Below are 22,483 nucleotides of genomic sequence, written 5' to 3' on the forward strand. Positions count from 1 at the left end.
CAGATCAACAATAAATATGGAATATATAGAACAAGCAAAATTATTTTTACTTACAAAAGGCGCCGACTTAGGAATTGCATTAATAAAAGCAGTTATCATTGGTTTTATAGGTTATCAGATCATCAAGTTTTTAACAAAGACCTTTGCCAACGTAATGGAACGCGAAAATGTGGATCCATCTTTACGTGTTTTCTTAAAAAGTCTGGTCAGAAATGCGCTCCTGATATTACTTATCCTTACTATATTATCTGCACTGGGTATTGCAATGACATCTTTTGTGGCAATATTAGGAGCTGCCGGTTTGGCTATTGGCTTGGCTTTACAGGGCAGTTTAGCAAATTTTGCCGGCGGTATTCTAATTCTGATATTGAAACCTTTCAAAGTTGGTGACGTGATAGAAGCACAAGGCGTAATAGCTTCGGTTTCTGAAATACAGATTTTTTATACCGTTTTAAAAAGCTACGACAATAAAACCATCATTATCCCAAACGGAAAACTTTATAACGACATCATCACCAATTATAGCACTGAGCCTGCCAGAAAAATGCAGTGGATCTTTAGTATCGGTTATAACGACGATATTGACCAAGCCAAAGAAATCATCAAAGAAACTATTTTTTCGGATGAACGGATTATGGATAGGGAAACTCCCTACATCTACGTAGATAGTTTGGGTGATAGCGCAGTGAACATAAGAGTAAGAGCTTTGGTAAACAATGATGAATTTTGGGACGTTTACTTAAGCAAGCAGGAACACGTAAGAAAAGCTTTCAATAAAGCCGGAATATCAGTGCCATTCCCTAAAAGAGACGTACAGGTTTTTAAATCAGAAAATAGTTAGCGACAAATTAAACAAACTTTTTCTATTGGTTTATAGTGACTTACACTACAATTTAGGCGGTTTCCAATAGGATAGTGTTTACCTGAAATTTAGATTAATGTGTATTAAATTCACTATTTTGTTGAGCTATAAATCAGTTTTATGAAAACAAAAAAATCACTCACCTTATTAGGTGCCATAACCATTATTTCCTTTTTATCATTAGGCTTACAAGAAAAAGACCGCAACACTTTAGCGTCTCCCGAAGCTAATTACCAATCGTATTGTTCTGGCTGCCACGGCGCAAAAATGAACGCTTTTGCAGATAGAAAATGGAAAAATGGAAAAAACCCTGAAGATTTATTCAAATCCATAAAGTTCGGCTATAAGGAGGGCGGAATGCCTGCGTTTGCAGAAACCTTTAAAGACGATGAAATTAAAGCATTGGCAGATTACATTATTAAGGGAATCGAAAATGTAAGTAAATACTCATTTACAGACAAACCAAAATCAACTATTTTCGAAACAGAAAACGGAAAAATAAAACTGCAGAAAGTATTCAATGAATCAAAGAATCCTTGGGGAATAGTCTTTTTACCGAACAGCCAAATGTTGGTTACGGATAGATCTGGCGTACTTTATTTAGTCGGGGCCGATGGTAAAAACACCAAAGTAAACGGAGTACCAAAAGTAGTTTTTGCAGGCCAAGGTGGCTTAATGGATGTATTGGTACATCCCGACTTTGCAAAGAATAAAATCGTTTACTTGAGTTACTCAAAACCGAACCCAGATGATGCAACGCAACAGACTACAGCTATTTTTAAAGCCGAACTTAAATACAAAGAACTTATAAACGGGAAAGACATATTTATAGCAAAACCATACAGTAAAACCAAGCACCATTACGGTTCTCGGATGATATTTGGAAAAGATAAAATGCTCTATTTTTCTGTGGGAGAAAGAGGGAATGAAAAAGAAAACCCGCAGGATATCAGAAATGGTTTAGGTAAAATCCACAGAATTACGGAAAACGGAGATATTCCGAAAGACAACCCATTTTATAATACGCCCGAAGCTGACAAAACCATTTATAGTTATGGGCAAAGAAATCCACAAGGCTTGGCTTTAAACCCTTTCACCAACGAAATTTGGGAACACGAACACGGTCCAAGAGGTGGAGACGAAATCAACATCATAAAAAAAGGGGCAAACTACGGCTGGCCTATGGTATCATACGGGATAAATTACAACGGTAAGGTGATTACGCCACTTACTCAAAAAGAAGGAATTGAGGGTCCTCTGCATTATTGGAATCCATCTATTGCTCCCAGCGGAATGGCATTTGTTACCAGCAAAATCTACAAAGGCTGGGAGGGTAATTTAATGGTGGGTTCTTTAAGGTTTCAATATTTAAACCGATGCGTAATTAAAGATGGAAAAGTGGTTAAAGAAGAGCTTTTATTTAAAAACATTGGTCGTGTTAGAGATGTAAGACAGGCGCCAAACGGTTATCTGTACATGGCCGTTGAGGGCGAAGGAATTTTCAAGCTCGTCCCTCAGCAATAAACGTGTAATAAAAATCTACCTAAACAGTCAAACACAAAAAAGCGAAATGCTAAGTATCAGAAATATTGTAAAAGAATATGCTAAACACCGGGCATTAGACGATGTAAGTTTAGAAATTGAACGCGGTACTATATTCGGGTTATTGGGGCCAAACGGCGCTGGAAAAACATCACTAATCAGAATTATTAACCAGATTACTGCGCCAGATAGTGGAGAAATTTATTTGAATGGAGAAAAACTAAACCAAAGCCACATCAGTAAAATAGGTTACCTGCCAGAGGAAAGAGGGCTGTACAAAAAAATGGAAATTGGGGAGCAAATGCTTTACTTAGCCAGGTTAAAAGGTCTAAGCAGAGCTGATGCTACCCAAAGAATCAAATACTGGTTTGAGAAAATGGAAATGCAAACCTGGTGGAAAAAAAAGGTTGAGGACCTTTCAAAAGGGATGCAACAAAAGGTTCAATTTGTAGCTACGGTTTTGCATGAACCCGAATTGATTATTTTAGATGAACCTTTCTCGGGCTTTGACCCGGTTAATGCGGAAATCATCAAAAACGAGATTTTAGAACTCAATAAAAAAGGTTCAACCATCATTTTCTCTACCCACCGCATGGAGTCGGTAGAAGAACTTTGTAAGCACATTGCGCTTATCCATAAATCGCACAAAATTTTAGACGGGAGTGTAAAATCTATCAAAAACGCTTACCGAAACAATACTTTTGAAATCGGTTTAAACAAAGCTATTGAACAAGCTGACCTGCAAACTGCAGATTTGCTGAACACAAATATTAGTGACGAGGAAGCTATCGTACAAACTGTAAAATTAAGAGACGGTTTTAGTGCTAATAATCTGCTTCAAGAACTAATTCCTCTGGTTAACTTAACTTATTTTAAAGAAGTTATACCAACCATCAACGAGATATTCATTAAAACAGTGAAAGCCTAAGCCTATGAATAAAGTATTTTTAATTATCCAAAGAGAATACCTAAGCAGGGTAAGAAAGAAATCGTTTTTGATACTCACCTTTTTAGTTCCATCGCTATTCATAGGGATGTACGCTGCTATATTCTTTATCTATAAAAACAGCGACGATACCGCAAAAAAATTCAATGTAATTGACAAAAGTGGAATTTTCGAGAATCAGTTTAAAGACCAGTCTAACGTAACGTTCAATTACATTGATGCAGAATACGAAACGGCAAAAAAAGAAGCCCGTACTGAAAAAGACGTTTTTCTGCTTTACATTGGCAACAATTTTAAGGAAACTGGCGACGTAGAAATTATTGCGGAAAAGAAACCTGGAATTGCGCTGGTTAGCGAAATAGAAAATCAGATGGAAAGTATTTTGCAGACCAAAAAACTATTAGCCGCAGGGATTGATACAGCTGTTTTAAACGGCGCAAAAGCGAAAGTGAATATCAACGCCAAACAATTAACAGACGAGGGTGAGAAAGACGCAAGCATTGGAGCAACTTATGTGGTTGGTTTTTTAGGCGCATTTTTAATTTATCTAGCGTTGTTTATTTACGGAGCCCAAGTAATGCGTGGTATTATCGAGGAAAAAACCAGCAGAATTGTAGAGGTGATTGTTTCATCAGTAAAGCCCTTCCAACTCATGTTGGGGAAAATCTTAGGTGTTGGCGCTGTAGGTTTAACGCAGTTTCTACTTTGGATTATCTTGAGTACAGGTTTATCCACTTTAGGTGCTAATGCTTTTATGAATCAGAGCGATACCAAAACAGAACAGACTGACACTAAAAACAAGATACCAACAGAAATATCCGCTCAAAATGGAGGTGCTGCACAACAGTTTTTCAAAGCGGCAGACACCATCAATTTTCCGTTTATTATCAGCACATTTCTGTTTTACTTTATAGGTGGCTATTTGCTATATAGTGCGCTTTTTGCCGCGGTTGGCTCTGCTGTAGATAACGAAACAGAGACTCAACAGTTTATGTTGCCAATCACCTTACCGCTCATATTTACTTTTATTTTAGGGATGAATGTGATTGTAAACAATCCAGACAGCAATTTATCTTTCTGGCTTTCCATTATCCCGTTCACCTCCCCCATTGCCATGATGATTAGAATTCCGTTTGGAGTACCTGCTTGGCAATTGGCGCTTTCTATTGTGCTGTTAATTGCTGGCTTTATTTTCACAACCTGGGTTGCGTCTCGCATTTACCGAGTTGGTATTTTAATGCATGGTAAAAAAATCACTTACAAAGAACTGGCAAAGTGGTTTACATATAGAGAATAATTTTGAGGGACAGAATAGCTAAATTAATTTTGAAGAATTGAATGAGAGAAGGATTGAATAATTGCGAGGTCGAGGAACTAAATTAAAAAATCCAAACTGATAAAAGACGACCAACGATGGAATTTATAGCTAGTAAAAGACGAACCAACTAACAACCTAAATGCTAACCAACCAACAAATACTTAACAAAAAAGCGGTAATAGACATTGGCACCAACACGTTCCATCTTTTAATTGCTACGGTTGATAAAAATAATAACATTAACGTAGTTTATAGAAATACCATTCCTGTAAAGCTTGGCGAAGGCGGTGTAAACAACGGATATATAACTAACGAAGCATACAAACGCGGAATTGATGCCCTAATTTTATTTAGAGAAGCACTAAAGGAACACAGAATTGAAAGTGTAAAAGCCACTGCAACGGCTGCGGTGAGAGGTGCAACTAACGGACAAGCTTTTATTGATGAAGCTTTGTTGAAAGCCAATATTAAAATCGAAATTATCGATGGTTTAAAAGAAGCCGAGTACATCTATACTGGTGCAAAAGGCGCTGGGCTTTTAAGCAACCAAACCGACCTGATTATGGACATTGGTGGTGGAAGCGTTGAATTTATACTTTGCAATCAAGCTGAAATATTCTGGAAGAAAAGCTATTTACTGGGCGCCGCCAGATTATTAGCAGATTACGATGATTATACGGATGCAATTAAACCAGGCACCATTGCAACAATGGAGACAGCTTTTAAAAATACGCTGGCAGACTTACAATCAGCAATTGAACAGCTAAAACCCATAAAACTTATAGGTACTGCAGGTTCTTTCGATTCCTACGCCAATATAATTGCGGTACGTAAAAACGAGACTTTTGATGCCAGTAATTTCAAACGTTTCGATCATAATTTCCACGACTTTAAAAATTTGTTAAAAGAAATTATCACCAGCAATCATCAACAGCGTGAAGCAATGCAAGGCTTAATCCCGTTAAGGGTGGATATGATTTTAATGGCTTCGATACTTACCGACTTTGTTTTAAATCAATCAAAAATCACAGAAATAATTACCTGTACTTATTCTTTAAAAGAAGGCTTATTGCTTAGTCTTGATTAATGGAGGAGTATTTTTGAAGGAGTGGGTTTTAAATGATTGAATAATTGCAAACGTAAACATCTACATTCCGCAAAAAATTCATTCATTCAAAATTCTCTCATTCTCTCCTTCAAAACTCAAGCATCTCTTTATACAATCTTTCCGTTGGCAAACCCATCACATTTGTGTAAGAACCGTTGATTGCTTTTACGCCAATCATCCCTATCCAATCTTGAATACCATAAGCACCAGCTTTATCAAAAGGTTCAAAATTATTGATGTAATACCAAATTTGCTCGTCGCTTAAATTGCTAAAAGTGACATCCGTTGCTTCGGAAAAAGTAAAGATCTTTTCTATAGATTTTAGCGTTACGCCAGTTACTACGGTGTGCGTTTGGTTGTTCAGGCTTTTAAGCATTGCAAATGCATCATCCGCATCTTTTGGCTTCCCTAATAACTCGCTTCCAAGAATCACTACCGTATCTGAAGTGATCAATAAACCCGCTGTGGGCAGCTCAAAAGCAGCTGCTTTTACTTTTGAAATATAGCCTGCTACTTCCGCTAAAGGCAACAAATCCGGATAACTTTCATCAACGTCTTTCAACAATAACTCGTATTCAAATCCCATTAGGGTTAAAAGTTCTTGCCTACGTGGCGACTTAGATGCTAAATATATTTTTCTATACACTGTTCTGTTTTTCTGACAGGCAAAAATGCAATAATTATCCTTTAATGAAAAAATCAAATTGAGTTTGAAAAAATGTTTTTATCAAATTTATAAATAGTCCTATTAGCTACATCTTGTTTTCTGGTACTAATTCTGTATAACCCCCAAACAGAAAAACAAAAACAATGTCTACTATCTTAGAAAATCAACATTTAGAAACCTTTTCGTCTGCCAGGTTTACGCAAGTGAAGAGGATTAACAACAAAGGCGAGGTAAGTAACTTCTACAACGATTGTAAAAATCGGCTGTTCAATATCCAGCAATGGAATTACATGAGTTTATTCAACTTTGCATACCAAATAAGCACTCATAACAGTTTAGGTGTAGCTGTAGAAAAAGAGCTTGAAAAAGGCGACTATTTAAAAGTCGCAGCCCACGGTGGTGCCAATAAACCTGTGTGGTTTGCTGTAGACGAAGTTCAGCATATCAAAGAGGAAGACCTTTCTGAAGAGGCTATGTGCATCAAACTTAGACAAGTAGACAGTCCGGAATTAAATGAATTTTCGCCAGTCGGCACCTTAAAAAACCAATGCGAGTTACATTTAAAAAGGCTTATTAATACCATTAGTATGGATATTAAAATTGCTAACCAAATCACAATTGATCAATCCAGAAGCTTCCTTAATTACCTTAAATGGGAAGTTTTCGCAAAGCAAATTCTACTCTTATTATAAATTAATTAAAATCAATTTATCATGAAAAATCAAAATGAAATCGTGTCGGATTTAAAAGGACTAATCAACATTTTAAATGATGGAAAAGTTGGCTACAAAGAAGCCGTTGGGAACGTAAAATCCGAAAATCTAAAATCTACTTTTTTGGAGCTGAGCAATCAACGTTATGCTTATGAAGAAGAACTGAAAGCACATATCTTGCAACATGGAGGCTCATCAGATAATGATGAAGGTGGCGTATTAGGTGCTTTGCACAGAGCTTGGTTAGATATCAAAGATGCTTTTACAGCAGATAACGATGCTGCAATTTTAGAGGCAATAACTACTGGAGAAAAAGCTGCTTTGGCTAAATACGATGAGGTATTGGAAGACTATCGTGACCACGCTGACCATTATGCGATGCTATCTAAGCAAAGAGAAGGTATTGCAAGTGCTCTGGCTAAAATCGAAAGCCTTAAAATTCAACACCAATCTTAATCAAACAAAAAAAAACCCCGAAGCTTATAAACTAGACTTCGGGGTTTTTTTATTTTAGAGCGCCATCATCGGCGTTGGGTTTATCTACAAACCATTTACCTTGTACTTTAAGTACCTTTTCGATGATATCTCTTATCACACCCTCTCCCCCATTAAACGGAGAAATATAATTACTGATATCTTTAATTTCCTGTACAGCATCTCCGGGGGCCACCGCAATAGCTACTTTTTCCATAATTTCCTGATCTGGCAAATCATCACCCACATAAAGAACTTCTTCTGGCTTTATATTGTTTTTGGCAAGAAAATCTAAAAAGAAAGGCATTTTGTACGATGCGTTTAAGTAAATATCCTTAATGCCCAACCCCTGCAGCCTTAGTTTCACAGCATCTGTTTTGGCACCGGTAATTACTGCCATGTGGTAACCTTTTTTAACGGCTAATTGCATTGCATAGCCATCTTTTATATTGTATTCCCGCAATTGCTCGCCATTTTCGGCTACTAAAATTTTTCCGTTGGTCAGTACTCCGTCAACGTCGAAAACAAACGTGGTAATATCTTTTAATCTATTAAGCATGTAAAAATTTTATCATTAACCTCTAAAGGCATCAAGTAAATCGCTCAATTGTAGCGCTTGCTCATTGGTAACATGACCTGAAAGTGTGATAGCCATGGACTCTTCTAACTTTACACCCTCCAAAAGTGCTAAGCCTTTATCGCTGATAACGATATCAACTGCTCTACGATCGGCCTCGCACACGGTACGCTTAACCAAATCCTTACTTACTAAGCGATCTACGATTCTAGAAGCATCCGACATTTTATCCAACATCCGTTCTTTGATAGTGTTGATTGTCGCCGGTTTAGGATGCTGACCTCTTAAAATGCGTAAAATGTTAAATTGCTGTGGGGTAATTTTAGATTTTGCAAGCTCCGCTTTAATCATGGCGTTAAGCCAATTGTAAGTATAGATGATGTTTATGTACGCCTTTTGATATTCGTCTTTAAACTTTGCATTCTGTATTTCTTTTTCAATTTCCATTTTGCACTAAAATTAATTGTTTGGCCGATCCGCTTTTTTTTCTCTTTTAAATTTCCAAGGACAATGCTTACAAACATTTTTACAGCAATACCCCCTTTGTAAGTGATAATGCTCAGTAAAAACGAAGTTCCCGTCTTCGTTAATGTAGTAATCAACTTTCTCTGTTAACATTTAAAGAATCTTCACCACTAACGAATCGCTAAAATAACTTTTTAATTGCTTACCATCACCATGAATTGTCCAAACTTGTTGAGGGTCAACTTCTTTGATGGTCTGTAAAATATCATCCCAATCAACATGATCTGATATATAAAGACTTTCATCATTGCCATATTGCAGATTTTTCCAACCCGAAGCAAACATTTTGACTACTCCCAAAGCCCTACCGTAACTATTGAAGGTAAGTGGTGGCACCATATAAACCTGATTTGTTTGATTTTGTTTAAATGCTTTCCTATCGTAATGTTGGAACTCGCCTAAGTCAATACCTTGCTTTTGATAAAGTTGATGAATAGGGAAAATCGAATAGTGTAAATGAATTACTTTTTGCGGACAAACTTGGTTGATAAGCTTGGTTAAGCGTTGCGCTTTCCCTAATCCGTAAACGCCTAAAAGTATATTTGTTGAAATAGCATTAAGCTTTTTGATTTCCTTTTCCGGATCTGGATGTTTGGTATCGGGGCTGGCAAATGTTGTTTCTGTAATTAAAACATCCGCCTTGCAAAACTCAATTGGCTCACAACTTTCGTCTTTTTGCAATTTAAAATCTCCGGTAAAAAGATAAGTACTCCCTAAATATTCCATTTTCACCATTGCCGAACCTAAAATATGCCCAGCCGGCAAAAAGCTAAGAATTACAGGCCCTATTTTAAAGGTTTGATGATAATCAAACACCTCGAAATAATTTCCCGCCTTTTTTTTAAACCTAAGTTTCATTACTTCCGCTGTAAAGGCAGTACAAAATACATTTTGATTGTTGGGTTTGGCATGATCTCCATGCGCATGAGATATTACGGCGTTGCTTACCGGCAATTGGGGATCGAGGTAAAAATCGCCGTATTTGCAATAAAGTCCGTTTGTGGTTTTTACCAAAAAATCGTCTTTCATTATTTTTTTTGTTTAGACGCTATTTCAATAAATTGATGATGCAATGCTAAAACCTGGTTAATTAAAAATTCAGTTTCGTTGTTATCGATAATAAAATCTGCTTTTGTTTTCTTTTCTTCCTCTGGCATTTGGTTTTGGATGCGTTCTTTGACTTTTTCTGCAGTTACGTTATCGCGTTTCATTACGCGGGCAATGCGTAATTTTTCTGGCGCACTTACCAAAATATTAAAATCATTACTAAGGTATGATCCACTTTCAAAAAGCAGTGCTGCTTCTTTTAACACATAAGGAGTAGTTTGTTCAAGCACCCATAACTCCATGGCTTTAAATACTGCCGGATGCACAAAAGAATTTAAAAGTGCTAATTTTTCGGGATTCGAAAAAACCAGCTCTGCAATATGCTTTCTATTTAAACTACCATCCTCAAAATAAGAAACTGCCCCAAAAGCTGATTTAATTTCGGCAATCAGCACTTTATCTGTTACCATTAAAGTTTTGGCGCTATCATCCGCATTAAAAACAGGAATATTCAGCAATTCAAAAATCTCGCAAACGGTAGTTTTTCCGCTACCTATTCCTCCGGTAATCCCTACTTTTAACATTATTTTTTCACCATGAAGTGTACTTGAGAAGGCTCTATCCATCTGATCCTCGAGAAAGGTTTCTTTTTTACAATCCTGATGGGAAGCATAGTAGCGCCGAAATTTTTCCAAGTGTTTAAATCCACAACCGCATCAAAATCGTCTTCATTTGTATCTTCATAATCAGATAAAGAAATCATAAAGGTAACTTTAACCCGATCTGGAAACAATTTCACATTATAGTATTGGTTATTGTTGATAACCTTGATGGGTACAAAAAGCTGTTTTTCTGTAAACTCTTCTACTGGTATTTTTACTTCGGTAAGCGGAGGATAAATGGTGATATTTGGTGCAGATGTAGCCTTCAGCGTAATTTTATCAATAATGGTATTACTAATATCTTTTCTAGAAAAGGTATCCGTTGTCCAATATTCTATTTTCTGTAATTGCTCTAATGGTCCGGTTACTGTAACCGAGTCGGGCTTTAAAACAATATCTTCAGACTGCCCAAACTGTTTGATAAAGCTAAGCTTGCTATTTAACCTAACGGGCACTTTTTTTACTTGCCGTGTGGTAAAATCAAAGTATAAAGTATCGGGCTGTACGCTCACGATCCTTTGTTCTGATGAATAATAAGCGTTGATAGAACGCATCTGATCTGTAAAAGTCACGTAGTTTCTTTTACTCAGGTTGCTTAAATCTACACGTACATCCCGCGGATAAATTCTTAGCCTGGTAAATAATAGTTGCCAGCCTGTGCCTTGTACAGTTAGCAAAACTGTATCTGACTGGAGTGGATTAAAAGCTTTGTTAACTGGTAAGTTTTTAAAATTTACGATGGTTTTAACCTCGTACTCGTATTTATTGGATAAAGAAAAAAACAGCCACGTTGCTATCGCCAAAATCAAACAAGTAAAAAAAATACTTATTTTTCGTCTTTCAACTGCTGTTAGTTTGATTAAACCCATTTTATATTTTCAGCTCAGTAGATTTCTGAGGATTAAAGTAAAAATAAAAAAAAATGCCGTTTTTGTTGAAAAACGGCATTCTTATATTTAAAAAACAGCTTATCCGTTTAACGTTTTTGACGAATCCAAAGATACTGCCGCTTTATCAAATCTGATTTTACCACCGCCTTCTGTTTCTACCAAAATAGTAGTTTCATTCATATCGGCAATTCTACCATGTATACCTGCGGTAGTTATTATTTTATCTCCTTTTTTAAGTTCGGCGATAAACTTTTTGTGGTCCTTAGCTTTTTTCATTTGTGGTCTAATCATGAAAAAATAAAAAACAACCACAATTAAAATCATGGGTAAAAAATTCATGACTTCACTTGGCAACTGTAACAAAACAAAATTTAACATATTTATCTAATTTATTTACTTAATAACTTCTCCTATTAAATGCACTTCGGTATTCTGTGGAATGGTGTTGGCTACCAAAGTAACCACTTTATCTTGCAAACCTTCTTTACCTGCGCTGTTAAAGGTTACCTTAATTTCGCTTGAGGCACCTGCTGCAATAGGCTCTTTTGAAAATTCTGGAACGGTGCAACCACAAGTAGCAGAGGCTTCTTTGATAATTAATGGCGACTTACCTGTGTTTACAAACTTAAAGCTGTAAGAAACGCTTTCTCCTTGTTTAATTTTCCCGAATTCGTAGCTCTCCTTTTCAAAGCTGATAATTGGAGCCATTGTTGAATCAACTGCAACAGCACTGGTATCTGTAGCCGACTCATTTTTAACATCTGTATTACAAGCACTAACCGAGATCAGCGCTATTAATCCTAAAAAAACATTTCTCATTTTATTTTCTATTTCATTAATAAAGTTAAAAAACACACACGCCGTAACGATTTTGTAGATTAGGTTGAGGTTTCTGCTTTAAGCACTTATAATAAACCTCTACCGTATTTTCTAATTTTTCCTTCTTCTTTTAAATCATCCAAAATTTTATCTAAAATCCCGTTTATAAACGAGTTACTTTTTGGAGTACTAAACTCTTTGGCCAGTTCTAGATATTCGTTAATAGTTACTTTAACCGGTATGCTAGTAAAATAAATCAATTCTGCTAATGCCATCTTCATTAAAATAACATCCATCATGGCAATCCGGTCTGTTTCCCAATTTTGGGTTTTTGCACCAATTAACTCTTGAAAGGTAGCATTATGTGCAATCGTTTTTTGGTAAAGATCTAAAATAAATTCTCGGTCTTCGTCCCAATTTGCGCTGATCTGAGCTAGCTTTTGATCTCCAGGTTCGCCAGAGAAATTCTTCAGCGTTTTTGCAATCATGGCCTGCAAAACATCTTGATCTACCTGCCAGTTCAAATGCTTTTCTTCTAAAGCCTGTTGTGCCAATGTTGATTTAAGAATCACCTTTTTAAAGATGAATTTAATCAAATCTTTATCGCTGTGTAAATCATCATCTGTTTTAGCCAAATATTCTTTGTACTCTTCGCTATTCTTTAACGTAGAAAATAAAGACCTCGCCAATTCAGGATCAAAACTCCAAGATACCTTGTACTTTTTAACGGCATCGATATAAGCGTTGTTATTGATTAAAAGCTGGATAAATCTGTTATCCAAAACTTTTAAACTAGCATTTAAATCATCTTCAGATGGCAAGTATTTATTGGCTCTATCTATCGCATCAACCTCCGCATATTGCACAACATCAACTATCAAAGCCAACAAACTGATATACATTTCAAAAACCTTATCGACACTTGCCAATAGGTTTTTTTCCTGTTGCTTAATGTCTTTTACTTCTGATTGTTGGAATGCGTACATCACTTGCATTACTTTAACCCTTAGGTGCCTTCTATTTAACATTTTTAAAGAACGATTTGGCTTGGTAAAGCCGGTTTTATATTTATTTGTTTTAAAGTCCGAGGTTTTTAATCCGCTGTCCGCAGGCTAATCTACTCTTGTATTTTATTTTTAAGTCAGAGGTTTTAGTCCGTTCTATTTCCAATCTGTTTATCCACCCAGAGTTCGGACCGCCCACTACCAACTTTCACCCCTCCTAAAAACTCGATTTTATCTTCTTGATATCTGCAATTCTTTTTTCGGCAATTTTATTAGCTGCAATATTTGTTGGGATATTGTCTGCTTTAGATTTTTTAAGTACGCTACGTGTAGCTTCGTAAATATTTTCTGCCAATTGCATGGTTCTCTTTTTGCTGTAACCAGCCATTTCCGAATAGCAGTTGATTAAACCACCAGCATTAATTAAGTAGTCAGGAGCAAATAAAATCCCTTTTTCTAAAAGTAACTGTCCGTCCGCTTTTTCATCTGCCAGTTGGTTATTTGCAGAACCTGCAATAATGCCACACTTCATTTTGGCAATGGTTTCGGAATTTACCGTTGCACCTAATGCGCATGGGGCGTAAATATCAAATTCTATATCAAAAAGGTTGTTGTTGTTTACCACTTCGGCGCCGTACAGTTTAGCAACCTTACGCAAACCTTCTTCGTTGATATCACTAACGTAAACTTTGGCGTTTTCTTGGCGTAGTAAGCTCACCAAATGCTCGCCTACATTTCCTGTTCCTTGTACTGCAACAGTTCTTCCGGCTAAACTATCTGTGCCAAACAGTTCTTTTACTGCAGCCTTTATTCCAAAAAACACCCCTTTTGCCGTAACTGGAGAAGGATCTCCGCTACCGCCTATAGATTCTGGCACACCGGTAACGTATTTGGTTTCCATACGGATGTACTCCATATCTTTTGTGCCGGTACCTACCTCTTCAGCAGTAATAAACGAACCATTTAAGTTTTCAATAAAACGACCATATCTACGCATTAAAGCCTCAGATTTATCTGTGCGGCTATCGCCGATAATTACACCTTTACCTCCCCCTAGGTTTAAACCTGTGATGGCAGCTTTGTAAGTCATCGCTTGTGATAAACGCAAAACATCGTACAAAGCTTCTGCTTCTGTGGTGTATGACCACATACGTGTTCCTCCAATTGCCGGACCTAATGTTGTATCGTGGATTGCAATAATTGCCCTAAGACCAGTATCATCATCTTTACAAAAAACCACTTTCTGATGACCAAAAGCACCTAGTTGATTAAATATTGAATTCTCTTCTAACTGAATTGATGACATATGGGTATGGTTACATTTCTGGGCAAAAGTAGCTGTTTTTTTTGAATTAAGATGATTGTGCTTTGTAAAAGATTCAAGGTTTTGCAACAGGAAGCTGTACAGATTAAATAGTTGCTTATAAACAAAATGACTAATCTATTATGTGCGTTAACGACTGAAACGGCATCCTTTTTGGTTTATCCTGAGCGCAGACGAAGGATCAAACCAAAAAGATATAGTGTAAGGCGTGTTAAAACGCCCAAAACCAATTCCAAGCAAAAAATCACAGCTAACCAACCTTGCCAAACAAAAAGACAATTACATGGTTAAACTTGTTTTGGGAAAATGAAATAGAAAAAAAACAAAATCATACCTTTGCGTTTGATAAATGAAAGAACTAGCGTATTTAAATAAATTTTTCTACAAGTATAAATGGCAGCTCTTACCTGGGGTGTTTTTTGTAATCATATCTAACTTTTTCGCTGTTTTACCTGCGCAGATTATTAGGATTGCTTTTGACTTGGTCAAAGAAAATATTGCGCTTTACCGCCTTTTTAACGGGTTCGACAAGCAAGGTTTAATCTATGATATTTTTGCAAGCAGTCTTTTGTTTTTTGGAGGTTTGGTGATCTTGCTGGCAATTATAAGGGGTCTGTTTCTGTTTTTTATGCGACAGACTATTATTTTAACGTCGCGACATATAGAGTTTGATTTAAAGAACGAGATTTATCAGCATTACCAGGAACTTTCTTTAGCGTTCTATAGAAGAAATAACACTGGCGATTTAATGAACCGCGTTACAGAAGACGTGAGCAGAGTGCGGATGTATATTGGTCCAGCCGTGATGTATACCATAAATACCGCGGTACTTTTTGCGCTGACGATTACTGCAATGGTAAACGTGAATTTAAAACTCGCCATCTACAGCTTGGTTCCTTTACCATTATTAGCAATTACCATCTACTATGTAAACAGCATTATCCACCAAAAAAGTGAACAAATCCAAAAAAGGCTGAGTACGCTTTCTTCTTTTGTACAGGAAACCTTTTCTGGCATTAGGGTGGTAAAATCATATGTAAAAGAAGACTTTATTAGGACGGGCTTTGAAGCTCAAAGTGAAGAGTACAAACAAGAATCTCTTTCTTTGGTAAAAGTGCAGGCCTATTTTTATCCAATTATGCTATTGATGGTTGGATTAAGCACCATTATCACAGTTTATATTGGTGGCTTACAGGTTATGGCGGGTAAAATAAGTTCGGGAAATATTGCCGAATTTATTGTTTACGTTACGCAACTTACTTTTCCGGTTACTTCTTTAGGTTGGGTTACTTCACTGGTGCAAAGGGCGGCCGCTTCTCAGAAACGCATCAACGAGTTTTTAAAAACCAAACCAGAGATCATCAACCCAAATCCAAACCCTTTTTATGTAGGAGGAAATATAAAGTTTGAAAATGTAAGCTTCACTTATCCCGATACCGGCATACAAGCATTAAAAAACATATCATTTGAGCTTAAAAGAGGTGAACTATTGGCTATCATTGGCAGAACAGGTTCTGGAAAATCTACCATCGCAAATTTAATGATGCGGATGTATGATGTTGACCATGGTGCAATTACAATTGATAACCAAGATATTAAACACGTTAATTTAGAAGCTTACCGGAGGAAGACAGGCTTTGTACCGCAAGAGGTTTTTCTTTTTTCGGATACAATTGCTAGAAATATTGCTTTTGGTTTAGACGAGCTGGATATGGAACGTGTAGAACGGGCTGCAAAAAACGCCGCGGTTTATAAAAACATCATGGCTTTTGACAAAAAGTTTGAAACATACATTGGCGAACGTGGCATAACCCTGTCTGGCGGACAGAAACAGCGGATTTCTATCGCTAGAGCGATTATTAAAGAACCAGAAATCTTAATTTTCGATGATTGCTTATCCGCAGTTGACACCAAAACCGAAGAAGAAATATTAAGCAATTTAGGTAAGGTGATGAAAAGCAAAACAAGTGTTTTAATTGCGCACCGCGTATCGACTATTAAAAATGCCAATAAAATTTTAGTGCTTAACGAAGGAGAAATTGCAGAACAGGGAAATCATTCGGAACTCATGCATAAAAAAGGCCTTTACTTTGAGCTTTACGAGAAACAATTGTTAGAAGAACAACAATTATCTTAATTGTTGACGCTATTATTTGGAAGTTTAATATTTTCTTTCTTTATTTAACCCATCAAATTTTAAACAACAACACATCAATGGGAGATTACGATAATAAAGAACGAGAAGAAGTTTATTCTAAAAAGGTTAGGGCGGGTAAAAGAACTTACTTTTTTGATGTAAAAGCTACAAGATCTAATGATTACTACATTACTATTACCGAAAGTAAAAAGCGATTAGAAGATGGGGTATTTGTTAAACACAAGATCTTCTTATACAAAGAGGACTTTGAAAAATTTGCTGAAGGCTTAACAGAAACTGTTGAATATGTAAAAGCCAACCAAGATGTTGTTGAAAAAAGATACGAGTTTAATCCAGACCACGTAGTAGAAAAAACAGACGACGATTTTTCTTTCTAAGAGGATAAAAATCAAAATCATATTTAAAAGGCTAAACTTTAAAAAAGTTTAGCCTTTTTTTGTTCAATAATTTATTGATTATCAAAAAATTAAAATAATAGCGATTATTAAATTTTAAATATTTACATTTGTCTAAATAATAATTAGAATATCACAATGAATAATGGAACAGTAAAGTTCTTTAATTCAACCAAAGGATTTGGTTTTATTAAAGAAGACGGAACAAACAAAGAATATTTTGTACACGTTTCGGGTCTGGTTGACGAAATCAGAGAAAATGACGAAGTTACTTTCGACCTACAGGACGGAAAAAAAGGATTAAATGCAGTGAATGTTAAACTTGCTTAAGCAGGTCTCTTAATATAATCACATTTAAAGTCATCAAGCCATCGCCACAAAGCGATGGCTTTTTTGATTTAAGAGTTTTTTAACCTCCCGATGCTATTCTCAGCATAAATTCTTTCGCATGTACTCCAAACCGTCTCGTTCTACTTCAGATGTCAAAGTGTTATTTCCATGCTATACCTAAAGAATCCTTCGGGGAATTTGGAAAAATCAGCAAAGCTCATCAATGAACTTCCGAACCCTTATTTTAACCGTTTCCCCCAGCTACCTTTTATAACAGCTTATGAGAAGGATACCATTTTATCGCTTTTGGGTTCCAATTTATTGCGCCGATTATCAGCGATAAAAATTAAGTCAAAAAATATAATTTATTTTTATATTTAAAAAAAATAATCACTGCTTATGAAACCTATCAACTACCTTTTAAAACATATCTTTATTATTTTGCTATTAGCTACAAGCCTAATCTCCTGTGAAAAAAGTGAAAATAAAGCAGGCGAAAATAAAAATAACTCTGCTTTTGGGAATATAGCCTATTTTGCAATGCCTCTACTTCTGGGGTAAATCTTCAGCCAGCGTAAAAAATTCGGTAAAGCTTATGGCTGACTCTGTCGTAAATAGAGTTGCAGTAAACTGGTCTTCGGCCTCTGTTTGGGTAGAAAAAATCTCCTTTGTTGGTAAAAATGGACAATTATTGGATACTACCATTATGGTTAAAAAGAAGCTGAATATTTTTAGTTCTGAAGCTTTAATGGGCGTAATTAAACTCCCCGCAGGTGTTTATAAAGACATTAATGTTAAAATGTTTTGCAGAAAAAATTCTGCGGAGGAGCTTGGCTTAGACTTTATAGGAAAATTTAGCAATACCAAAGGAGGGAAAGATAGTTTGATGGTGCGTAGTTCCATTGCATTTGAAGTAGATGTTAAGGTGAATGATATTGTAATTAACCCATCAGACAATTATAAAGCAACTTTCAATTTCGACCTAAGTAAAGTATTAACAGGCATCTCTAATTCGGAGATAGAAACCAGGTCAAAAACATATCAAGATGGACTATACGTGATATGGAAAGGTGGATCGGCCGATATACCCTTTTACAACCAGATTATACAAAACTGGCAAAATGTAGCAAGCATTGTAATTACCAAGGAAGGCGCAAATCCTGTTTGGAAGTGATTTTTTAGTTATAAAATTCGCTTTTTTTGATACCAACACACACAAATGGTGGGTCAAAAAACTTTCGGATCGCTCTTATTGTCGACAATTTGAGAAAAAAGGAAAGTGAACCGTACTTTCAGCGACAAAACATAATCTTTTATTCACTTAAAACTAGGAGACTCCACGTCCCTGTGGTTAACCCTTACGTTTGGCAAACCTTCTCTCCACTGTGATTAAATTTAACCCAAAAAAGCTAAATACCGTAAAAACATCGCTCTTCTCGAAAAAAACCTCAAATTTGTTTATCTTAATTCCAAACTAAAAGACGAATCAGAATGTATAAAAAGATAATTATTGGTATTGTAGCCTTTTTAGTGGTGATTGTTATTGCATTAGCAAGCATCCCTTACCTTTTTAAAGATAAAATTGTTGCCGGCGTAAAAACTGCCATCAATAAAAATGTGAATGCCAACGTCAACTTTAAGGCTATTGATTTAAGTATCCTTAGCACTTTCCCTAATTTGGGTATACAACTCAATGATTTGGTTGTGATTGGCGTCGATAGCTTTGCTAACGATACGCTAGCGAATATAAAAACGGTGGAATTGAACCTTAATTTGCTGAGTGTAATTAAAGGCGAAACCTATCAAATTAACTCAGTCAACCTTTTTGAGCCAAACATCTACGCTAAAGTTTTAAAAAGCGGAAAGGCAAATTGGGATATCACGAAAGTGGATTCTACCCAAACTACTCCTGCCGATACCGCTCAAACAAAATTTAAAGCAAGCTTACAAAAATACAGCATCGAAAAAGGGAATATCATTTATGATGATGCTTCTTTAGGTTTTTATATGAACATTAAAGACGTAAACCACAGCGGGAAAGGCGATTTTACGGAAGATTTATTTCAATTGAAAACTCAATCGGACTTGCAACACTTAACGATAAAATATGGCGGGATCCCTTATTTAAATGATGTAAAATTAAATGCCGAACTGCCAATAGACATCGACATGAAAAATATGAAGTTCAGTTTCGGTGACAACAAAATCAAGCTGAACGATTTGCTTTTGGCGGTTACCGGGAGTTTAGCGATGCCAAATGATACAGATATGCTGATTGATTTTAAGTTTGATGCACAGCAATCAGATCTTAAGAACTTTCTTTCTTTAATTCCTGCCATTTATGCAAGTAATTTTAAGGATATGGATGCAAGTGGAAAATTTGCTTTCAACGGGTTTGCCAAAGGAACTTATAACGAAACCTCTCTACCAGCTTTTGATGTGAACCTAAGCATTAAGGATGGAAAAATGAAATATGTGGGATTACCTGCTGCCGTGAACGATATTCAGATAAATGCAAAAATAACAAATCCTGACGGCGTGATTGACCATACCGAAGTGAATATTCCTGCTTTCCATTTAGTTTTTGATAAGGCACCGATTGACGGAAGGTTATTTGTAAAAAATCCGACGAGCGATCCTTATATCGATATGGCTTTAAAAGGTAAGCTAGATTTAAAACAACTGACCACTATTTTTCCGATGAAAGATGTGACTTTAAGCGGGATTTTAGATGCTGACGTAAAGGCAAAAGGAAATAAATCTGCCATTGACAAACAGCAATACCAAAACTTTAAAGCTTCTGGACAAATGCTGGCAAGCAACGTTATTTATACCGGGGATGCGGTTGCGAAACCAGTGAGCATCAGCTCAGCTAAAATGACTTTTAATCCGCAGAACATCACGTTAAGTAATTTAAGCGCCAAAGTTGGGAAGAGTGATTTTGCAGCAAATGGCAGCATTACCAATTATTTGGGCTATATTTTCAACAAAAACCAGGCTTTAGGTGGAACGTTTAACTTAAACTCCAACTTAATGGACATCAACGAATTGATGGGGCCAGAAAATACCACTACTGCTAAAACAGACACCTCAAAACTGAGTTTAATCAAAGTGCCAGCCAACATTAACTTTTTAGCGAGCGTAAACGCGAAGCAGGTTTTATACGATAATTACGACATTAGCAATGCAAAAGGTGCTTTATTGGTAAAAGACGAGAGCGTTTATTTTAAAGATATGGCTTTGCAGATGCTCGGCGGTACGGTAAAAATGAACGGTATGTACACCACAAAAGATCCTAAAAAACCATTTGTTGATATTGATTTCGGGATTGAGAAAATGAGTATCCAAAAGGCATTCGCAACTTTAAATACCATTAAACTTTTAGCACCAATAGCAAAATATACAAACGGTGTATTTAGTACCAAGCTTAAATTCAATTCCTTGCTACAACAGGATATGATGCCAATCTACTCTAGCATTAATGCTTCTGGTTTGGCAAATATTATTGAAGCGGTGCTAGAAGGTTTTGAACCCTTAAACAAATTGGCTTCGGGCTTAAGCAACGGGAATCTAAAAAAACTCGAAATACACGACTTGCTTACTAAATTCAATATTACGGACGGACGATTGAACGTTGCACCGTTCAACATTAAGAAGGGAGATATTTTGATGAACATTGCTGGCTCTAACGGTTTAGACCAAAGCTTGGATTATGTATTGGGAATTAATCTTCCGCGGGCGATGTTGGGTAAAGCGAACGAAACAGCCAATAGTTTATTGGCAAGTTTGAACAAAAAAGTTGGAAGTAATGTAGCGGTAAACGAGATGGTGAAAGTTAATGCGCTGTTAGGCGGAACCATTACAAAACCAACGCTTAAACTAGATTTAGCTGGCGACTTAAAAAACGAAGCCACAAGTGTGGTGAATCAGCTTATTGCAGATAAAAAAGCAGAATTTGAGACAAAAGCAAAAGAAGAGGTGACGAAGTTTACAGACCAAGCAAAAGAGAAATTGCAAGAAAAAACCGACACTTTGAAAAAGCAAACCGAGCAGAGGATACAAAATGAGGTGAAGAATAAATTGAATAACTTTTTCAAGAAGAAAACTACTGACAGTATTAAGTAGCAGGGTTCTACTATCTCAGGGCTGTCTGCGGCCCCTGCTTGGACTAGTTCATATATACTAAGAGCGGTATGGCGACAACACCAACCGCAAGGAAAATGCGAGGTCGTCTGCGACAGACCCTGCTTGGACGAGAGAAGAAAGCTGGGAAAGACCTAATTTAGAAATCGATTAGGTCTTTTTTTAGAGTTGCGGATTAATAACTTTCATTAATTCTGCTTTCATCACCACGCCAGACTGTCGCCAAAGTTGTTTGCCTTGTTTAAAAAGGATAAGGGTTGGAACGCCCTGTACCTGATAAGCTTGTGCAGCTTGTTGGTTTTTATCAACGTCTATTTTCACAATACTGATTTTATCGCCCAACTCTTTTTTGAGTTCCTCTAATATTGGCGACATGGTTTTACATGGACCGCACCAAGTAGCAAAAAAATCGACTAACACTGGTTTATCTTGATTGATTATTTCTTTGAAATTTCCCATGATTCATTTTATATTCTTTGATTTTTGGTTCAATTTTGATACCAAGATTAATTGTTTTATCGAGATGACATTTTACTTTGTTCGTCATTTCGAACGAGGTACGAGGAGAAATCTGTTGGTTTATTCGGTATACCAAATTAATGCAAAGAACTTACAGATCTCTCCTATCGTCGAGATGACGAGCCACGAGTGAGGTCATAATGATAGCACAATAAATCAGGAATTCTTTTTGAAACTATTGATTATCCATCTAACAAAATCCATATTCAAAGCTAGATATAATACGAGCACAATTAAAACACCGCGAATTTTACCGAAGCGTAAACCTATCAAAACCAAGAATATCAAGGTGATGACGTGACGGTAGATGAAATACTTAGTTGGTTTCAAACGGTTTCTTAATCATGAATTGTAATAACGAAGCGATAGCTGATTAGGATTTGTTAATCATAATTTTTTTTTTGCCAAAATTTTGCGGCAGGGATTGTAATGGTTTAGTACCGGCTTTTCGCCGGTACCG

At 36.4% G+C, this 22,483-nt stretch carries 24 protein-coding genes; 12 read left to right on the plus strand and 12 right to left on the minus strand.

Annotation, left to right across the window (positions count from 1 at the left end; genetic code table 11):
* The first annotated feature begins 16 nt into the window (after positions 1–16).
* The 5 genes from B176_RS0113870 to B176_RS0113890 all read left to right on the plus strand — a co-directional run bounded on the left by B176_RS0113870 (position 17) and on the right by B176_RS0113890 (position 5,755).
* Positions 17–841 carry a mechanosensitive ion channel family protein gene (locus B176_RS0113870; RefSeq protein ID WP_017259426.1) on the plus strand — a complete coding sequence of 275 codons (825 nt, stop codon included), beginning with the start codon at positions 17–19 and terminating at the stop codon, positions 839–841.
* A gap of 141 nt (positions 842–982) precedes the next feature.
* Positions 983–2,386, plus strand: a complete 1,404-nt coding sequence (locus tag B176_RS0113875) for a PQQ-dependent sugar dehydrogenase (RefSeq protein ID WP_017259427.1) — start codon at positions 983–985, stop codon at positions 2,384–2,386.
* 46 nt (positions 2,387–2,432) lie between these two features.
* Positions 2,433–3,332, plus strand: coding sequence for an ABC transporter ATP-binding protein (locus B176_RS0113880; protein ID WP_017259428.1), 900 nt, complete (start codon positions 2,433–2,435; stop codon positions 3,330–3,332).
* Positions 3,333–3,336: 4 nt separating this feature from the next.
* A complete protein-coding gene (locus tag B176_RS0113885; protein WP_026063349.1) occupies positions 3,337–4,647 on the plus strand; it encodes an ABC transporter permease in 1,311 nt (436 codons plus the stop codon).
* A gap of 160 nt (positions 4,648–4,807) precedes the next feature.
* On the plus strand, positions 4,808–5,755 hold the full coding sequence (locus B176_RS0113890) for a Ppx/GppA phosphatase family protein (RefSeq protein WP_017259430.1): 948 nt from the start codon (positions 4,808–4,810) through the stop codon (positions 5,753–5,755).
* A 109-nt stretch (positions 5,756–5,864) separates the two neighbouring features.
* Here B176_RS0113890 and B176_RS0113895 read toward each other — a convergent pair whose 3' ends face one another.
* Positions 5,865–6,422 (minus strand): Maf family nucleotide pyrophosphatase, encoded by a 558-nt coding sequence (locus B176_RS0113895; RefSeq protein ID WP_026063350.1) that lies wholly within the window; start codon positions 6,420–6,422, stop codon positions 5,865–5,867.
* Between the two features lie 164 nt (positions 6,423–6,586).
* On the opposite strand from B176_RS0113895, the gene B176_RS0113900 reads away from it, so the two are divergent.
* A complete protein-coding gene (locus tag B176_RS0113900; protein ID WP_017259432.1) occupies positions 6,587–7,135 on the plus strand; it encodes a hypothetical protein in 549 nt (182 codons plus the stop codon).
* A gap of 21 nt (positions 7,136–7,156) precedes the next feature.
* Positions 7,157–7,612, plus strand: coding sequence for a ferritin-like domain-containing protein (locus B176_RS0113905; RefSeq protein ID WP_017259433.1), 456 nt, complete (start codon positions 7,157–7,159; stop codon positions 7,610–7,612).
* 49 nt (positions 7,613–7,661) lie between these two features.
* Here B176_RS0113905 and B176_RS0113910 read toward each other — a convergent pair whose 3' ends face one another.
* The 10 genes from B176_RS0113910 to B176_RS0113955 form a co-directional block, all read right to left on the minus strand.
* Positions 7,662–8,189: a KdsC family phosphatase gene (locus tag B176_RS0113910; protein ID WP_017259434.1), complete on the minus strand. Its 528-nt coding sequence runs from the start codon at positions 8,187–8,189 to the stop codon at positions 7,662–7,664.
* A 15-nt stretch (positions 8,190–8,204) separates the two neighbouring features.
* Positions 8,205–8,654, minus strand: a complete 450-nt coding sequence (locus tag B176_RS0113915) for a MarR family winged helix-turn-helix transcriptional regulator (protein WP_017259435.1) — start codon at positions 8,652–8,654, stop codon at positions 8,205–8,207.
* 12 nt (positions 8,655–8,666) lie between these two features.
* Entirely contained in the window at positions 8,667–8,825 is a 159-nt protein-coding gene (locus B176_RS21125; RefSeq protein ID WP_017259436.1) for a DUF5522 domain-containing protein, read from the minus strand.
* Complete coding sequence (locus B176_RS0113925) at positions 8,826–9,761, minus strand: hypothetical protein (RefSeq protein ID WP_017259437.1); 936 nt, start codon at positions 9,759–9,761, stop codon at positions 8,826–8,828. It lies immediately after the preceding gene.
* Positions 9,761–10,363 (minus strand): dephospho-CoA kinase, encoded by a 603-nt coding sequence (gene coaE, locus B176_RS0113930; RefSeq protein WP_017259438.1) that lies wholly within the window; start codon positions 10,361–10,363, stop codon positions 9,761–9,763. The genes B176_RS0113925 and coaE overlap by 1 nt, the downstream gene beginning before the upstream one ends.
* Entirely contained in the window at positions 10,363–11,310 is a 948-nt protein-coding gene (locus B176_RS0113935; RefSeq protein ID WP_017259439.1) for a CdaR family protein, read from the minus strand. Before B176_RS0113935 ends, coaE begins: the two co-directional genes overlap by 1 nt.
* A gap of 99 nt (positions 11,311–11,409) precedes the next feature.
* Positions 11,410–11,709 (minus strand): preprotein translocase subunit YajC, encoded by a 300-nt coding sequence (gene yajC, locus B176_RS0113940; protein WP_017259440.1) that lies wholly within the window; start codon positions 11,707–11,709, stop codon positions 11,410–11,412.
* A gap of 15 nt (positions 11,710–11,724) precedes the next feature.
* Positions 11,725–12,150 (minus strand): DUF1573 domain-containing protein, encoded by a 426-nt coding sequence (locus tag B176_RS0113945; RefSeq protein ID WP_017259441.1) that lies wholly within the window; start codon positions 12,148–12,150, stop codon positions 11,725–11,727.
* Positions 12,151–12,236: 86 nt separating this feature from the next.
* Positions 12,237–13,178: a transcription antitermination factor NusB gene (gene nusB, locus B176_RS0113950; protein WP_026063352.1), complete on the minus strand. Its 942-nt coding sequence runs from the start codon at positions 13,176–13,178 to the stop codon at positions 12,237–12,239.
* Positions 13,179–13,371: 193 nt separating this feature from the next.
* Positions 13,372–14,460 carry a Glu/Leu/Phe/Val family dehydrogenase gene (locus B176_RS0113955; RefSeq protein ID WP_026063353.1) on the minus strand — a complete coding sequence of 363 codons (1,089 nt, stop codon included), beginning with the start codon at positions 14,458–14,460 and terminating at the stop codon, positions 13,372–13,374.
* A 367-nt stretch (positions 14,461–14,827) separates the two neighbouring features.
* Between B176_RS0113955 and B176_RS0113960 the strand changes: the two genes are divergently transcribed.
* The 5 genes from B176_RS0113960 to B176_RS0113980 all read left to right on the plus strand — a co-directional run bounded on the left by B176_RS0113960 (position 14,828) and on the right by B176_RS0113980 (position 21,486).
* Positions 14,828–16,615 carry an ABC transporter ATP-binding protein gene (locus tag B176_RS0113960; RefSeq protein ID WP_017259444.1) on the plus strand — a complete coding sequence of 596 codons (1,788 nt, stop codon included), beginning with the start codon at positions 14,828–14,830 and terminating at the stop codon, positions 16,613–16,615.
* Between the two features lie 77 nt (positions 16,616–16,692).
* Positions 16,693–17,013, plus strand: coding sequence for a DUF3276 family protein (locus tag B176_RS0113965; protein ID WP_017259445.1), 321 nt, complete (start codon positions 16,693–16,695; stop codon positions 17,011–17,013).
* Positions 17,014–17,169: 156 nt separating this feature from the next.
* Positions 17,170–17,361 (plus strand): cold-shock protein, encoded by a 192-nt coding sequence (locus tag B176_RS0113970; protein WP_017259446.1) that lies wholly within the window; start codon positions 17,170–17,172, stop codon positions 17,359–17,361.
* Between the two features lie 595 nt (positions 17,362–17,956).
* Positions 17,957–18,535, plus strand: a complete 579-nt coding sequence (locus tag B176_RS0113975) for a hypothetical protein (protein ID WP_017259448.1) — start codon at positions 17,957–17,959, stop codon at positions 18,533–18,535.
* A gap of 317 nt (positions 18,536–18,852) precedes the next feature.
* On the plus strand, positions 18,853–21,486 hold the full coding sequence (locus B176_RS0113980) for an AsmA-like C-terminal region-containing protein (RefSeq protein WP_017259449.1): 2,634 nt from the start codon (positions 18,853–18,855) through the stop codon (positions 21,484–21,486).
* 180 nt (positions 21,487–21,666) lie between these two features.
* Here the strand turns inward: B176_RS0113980 and trxA are convergent, their stop codons facing one another.
* Positions 21,667–21,963, minus strand: coding sequence for a thioredoxin (trxA, locus tag B176_RS0113985; protein WP_017259450.1), 297 nt, complete (start codon positions 21,961–21,963; stop codon positions 21,667–21,669).
* Positions 21,964–22,483: the final 520 nt, after the last annotated feature.

The organism is Pedobacter arcticus A12 (assembly GCF_000302595.1).
Taxonomy (GTDB): domain Bacteria; phylum Bacteroidota; class Bacteroidia; order Sphingobacteriales; family Sphingobacteriaceae; genus Pseudopedobacter; species Pseudopedobacter arcticus.

What these genes read in the sequence shown, in the direction of transcription:
- B176_RS0113870 (WP_017259426.1), top strand. Translation starts at nt 17, where the DNA reads ATGGAATATATAGAACAAGCAAAATTATTTTTACTTACAAAAGGCGCC.
- B176_RS0113945 (WP_017259441.1), bottom strand. Translation starts at nt 12,150, where the DNA reads ATGAGAAATGTTTTTTTAGGATTAATAGCGCTGATCTCGGTTAGTGCT.
- B176_RS0113975 (WP_017259448.1), top strand. Translation starts at nt 17,957, where the DNA reads ATGGCTGACTCTGTCGTAAATAGAGTTGCAGTAAACTGGTCTTCGGCC.
- B176_RS0113905 (WP_017259433.1), top strand. Translation starts at nt 7,157, where the DNA reads ATGAAAAATCAAAATGAAATCGTGTCGGATTTAAAAGGACTAATCAAC.
- B176_RS0113875 (WP_017259427.1), top strand. Translation starts at nt 983, where the DNA reads ATGAAAACAAAAAAATCACTCACCTTATTAGGTGCCATAACCATTATT.
- B176_RS0113980 (WP_017259449.1), top strand. Translation starts at nt 18,853, where the DNA reads ATGTATAAAAAGATAATTATTGGTATTGTAGCCTTTTTAGTGGTGATT.
- B176_RS0113965 (WP_017259445.1), top strand. Translation starts at nt 16,693, where the DNA reads ATGGGAGATTACGATAATAAAGAACGAGAAGAAGTTTATTCTAAAAAG.
- B176_RS0113955 (WP_026063353.1), bottom strand. Translation starts at nt 14,460, where the DNA reads ATGTCATCAATTCAGTTAGAAGAGAATTCAATATTTAATCAACTAGGT.
- B176_RS0113915 (WP_017259435.1), bottom strand. Translation starts at nt 8,654, where the DNA reads ATGGAAATTGAAAAAGAAATACAGAATGCAAAGTTTAAAGACGAATAT.
- nusB (WP_026063352.1), bottom strand. Translation starts at nt 13,178, where the DNA reads ATGTTAAATAGAAGGCACCTAAGGGTTAAAGTAATGCAAGTGATGTAC.
- B176_RS0113925 (WP_017259437.1), bottom strand. Translation starts at nt 9,761, where the DNA reads ATGAAAGACGATTTTTTGGTAAAAACCACAAACGGACTTTATTGCAAA.
- B176_RS0113900 (WP_017259432.1), top strand. Translation starts at nt 6,587, where the DNA reads ATGTCTACTATCTTAGAAAATCAACATTTAGAAACCTTTTCGTCTGCC.
- B176_RS0113910 (WP_017259434.1), bottom strand. Translation starts at nt 8,189, where the DNA reads ATGCTTAATAGATTAAAAGATATTACCACGTTTGTTTTCGACGTTGAC.
- trxA (WP_017259450.1), bottom strand. Translation starts at nt 21,963, where the DNA reads ATGGGAAATTTCAAAGAAATAATCAATCAAGATAAACCAGTGTTAGTC.
- B176_RS0113935 (WP_017259439.1), bottom strand. Translation starts at nt 11,310, where the DNA reads ATGGGTTTAATCAAACTAACAGCAGTTGAAAGACGAAAAATAAGTATT.
- B176_RS0113890 (WP_017259430.1), top strand. Translation starts at nt 4,808, where the DNA reads ATGCTAACCAACCAACAAATACTTAACAAAAAAGCGGTAATAGACATT.
- B176_RS0113960 (WP_017259444.1), top strand. Translation starts at nt 14,828, where the DNA reads ATGAAAGAACTAGCGTATTTAAATAAATTTTTCTACAAGTATAAATGG.
- B176_RS0113885 (WP_026063349.1), top strand. Translation starts at nt 3,337, where the DNA reads ATGAATAAAGTATTTTTAATTATCCAAAGAGAATACCTAAGCAGGGTA.
- B176_RS21125 (WP_017259436.1), bottom strand. Translation starts at nt 8,825, where the DNA reads ATGTTAACAGAGAAAGTTGATTACTACATTAACGAAGACGGGAACTTC.
- B176_RS0113880 (WP_017259428.1), top strand. Translation starts at nt 2,433, where the DNA reads ATGCTAAGTATCAGAAATATTGTAAAAGAATATGCTAAACACCGGGCA.
- yajC (WP_017259440.1), bottom strand. Translation starts at nt 11,709, where the DNA reads ATGTTAAATTTTGTTTTGTTACAGTTGCCAAGTGAAGTCATGAATTTT.
- B176_RS0113970 (WP_017259446.1), top strand. Translation starts at nt 17,170, where the DNA reads ATGAATAATGGAACAGTAAAGTTCTTTAATTCAACCAAAGGATTTGGT.
- coaE (WP_017259438.1), bottom strand. Translation starts at nt 10,363, where the DNA reads ATGTTAAAAGTAGGGATTACCGGAGGAATAGGTAGCGGAAAAACTACC.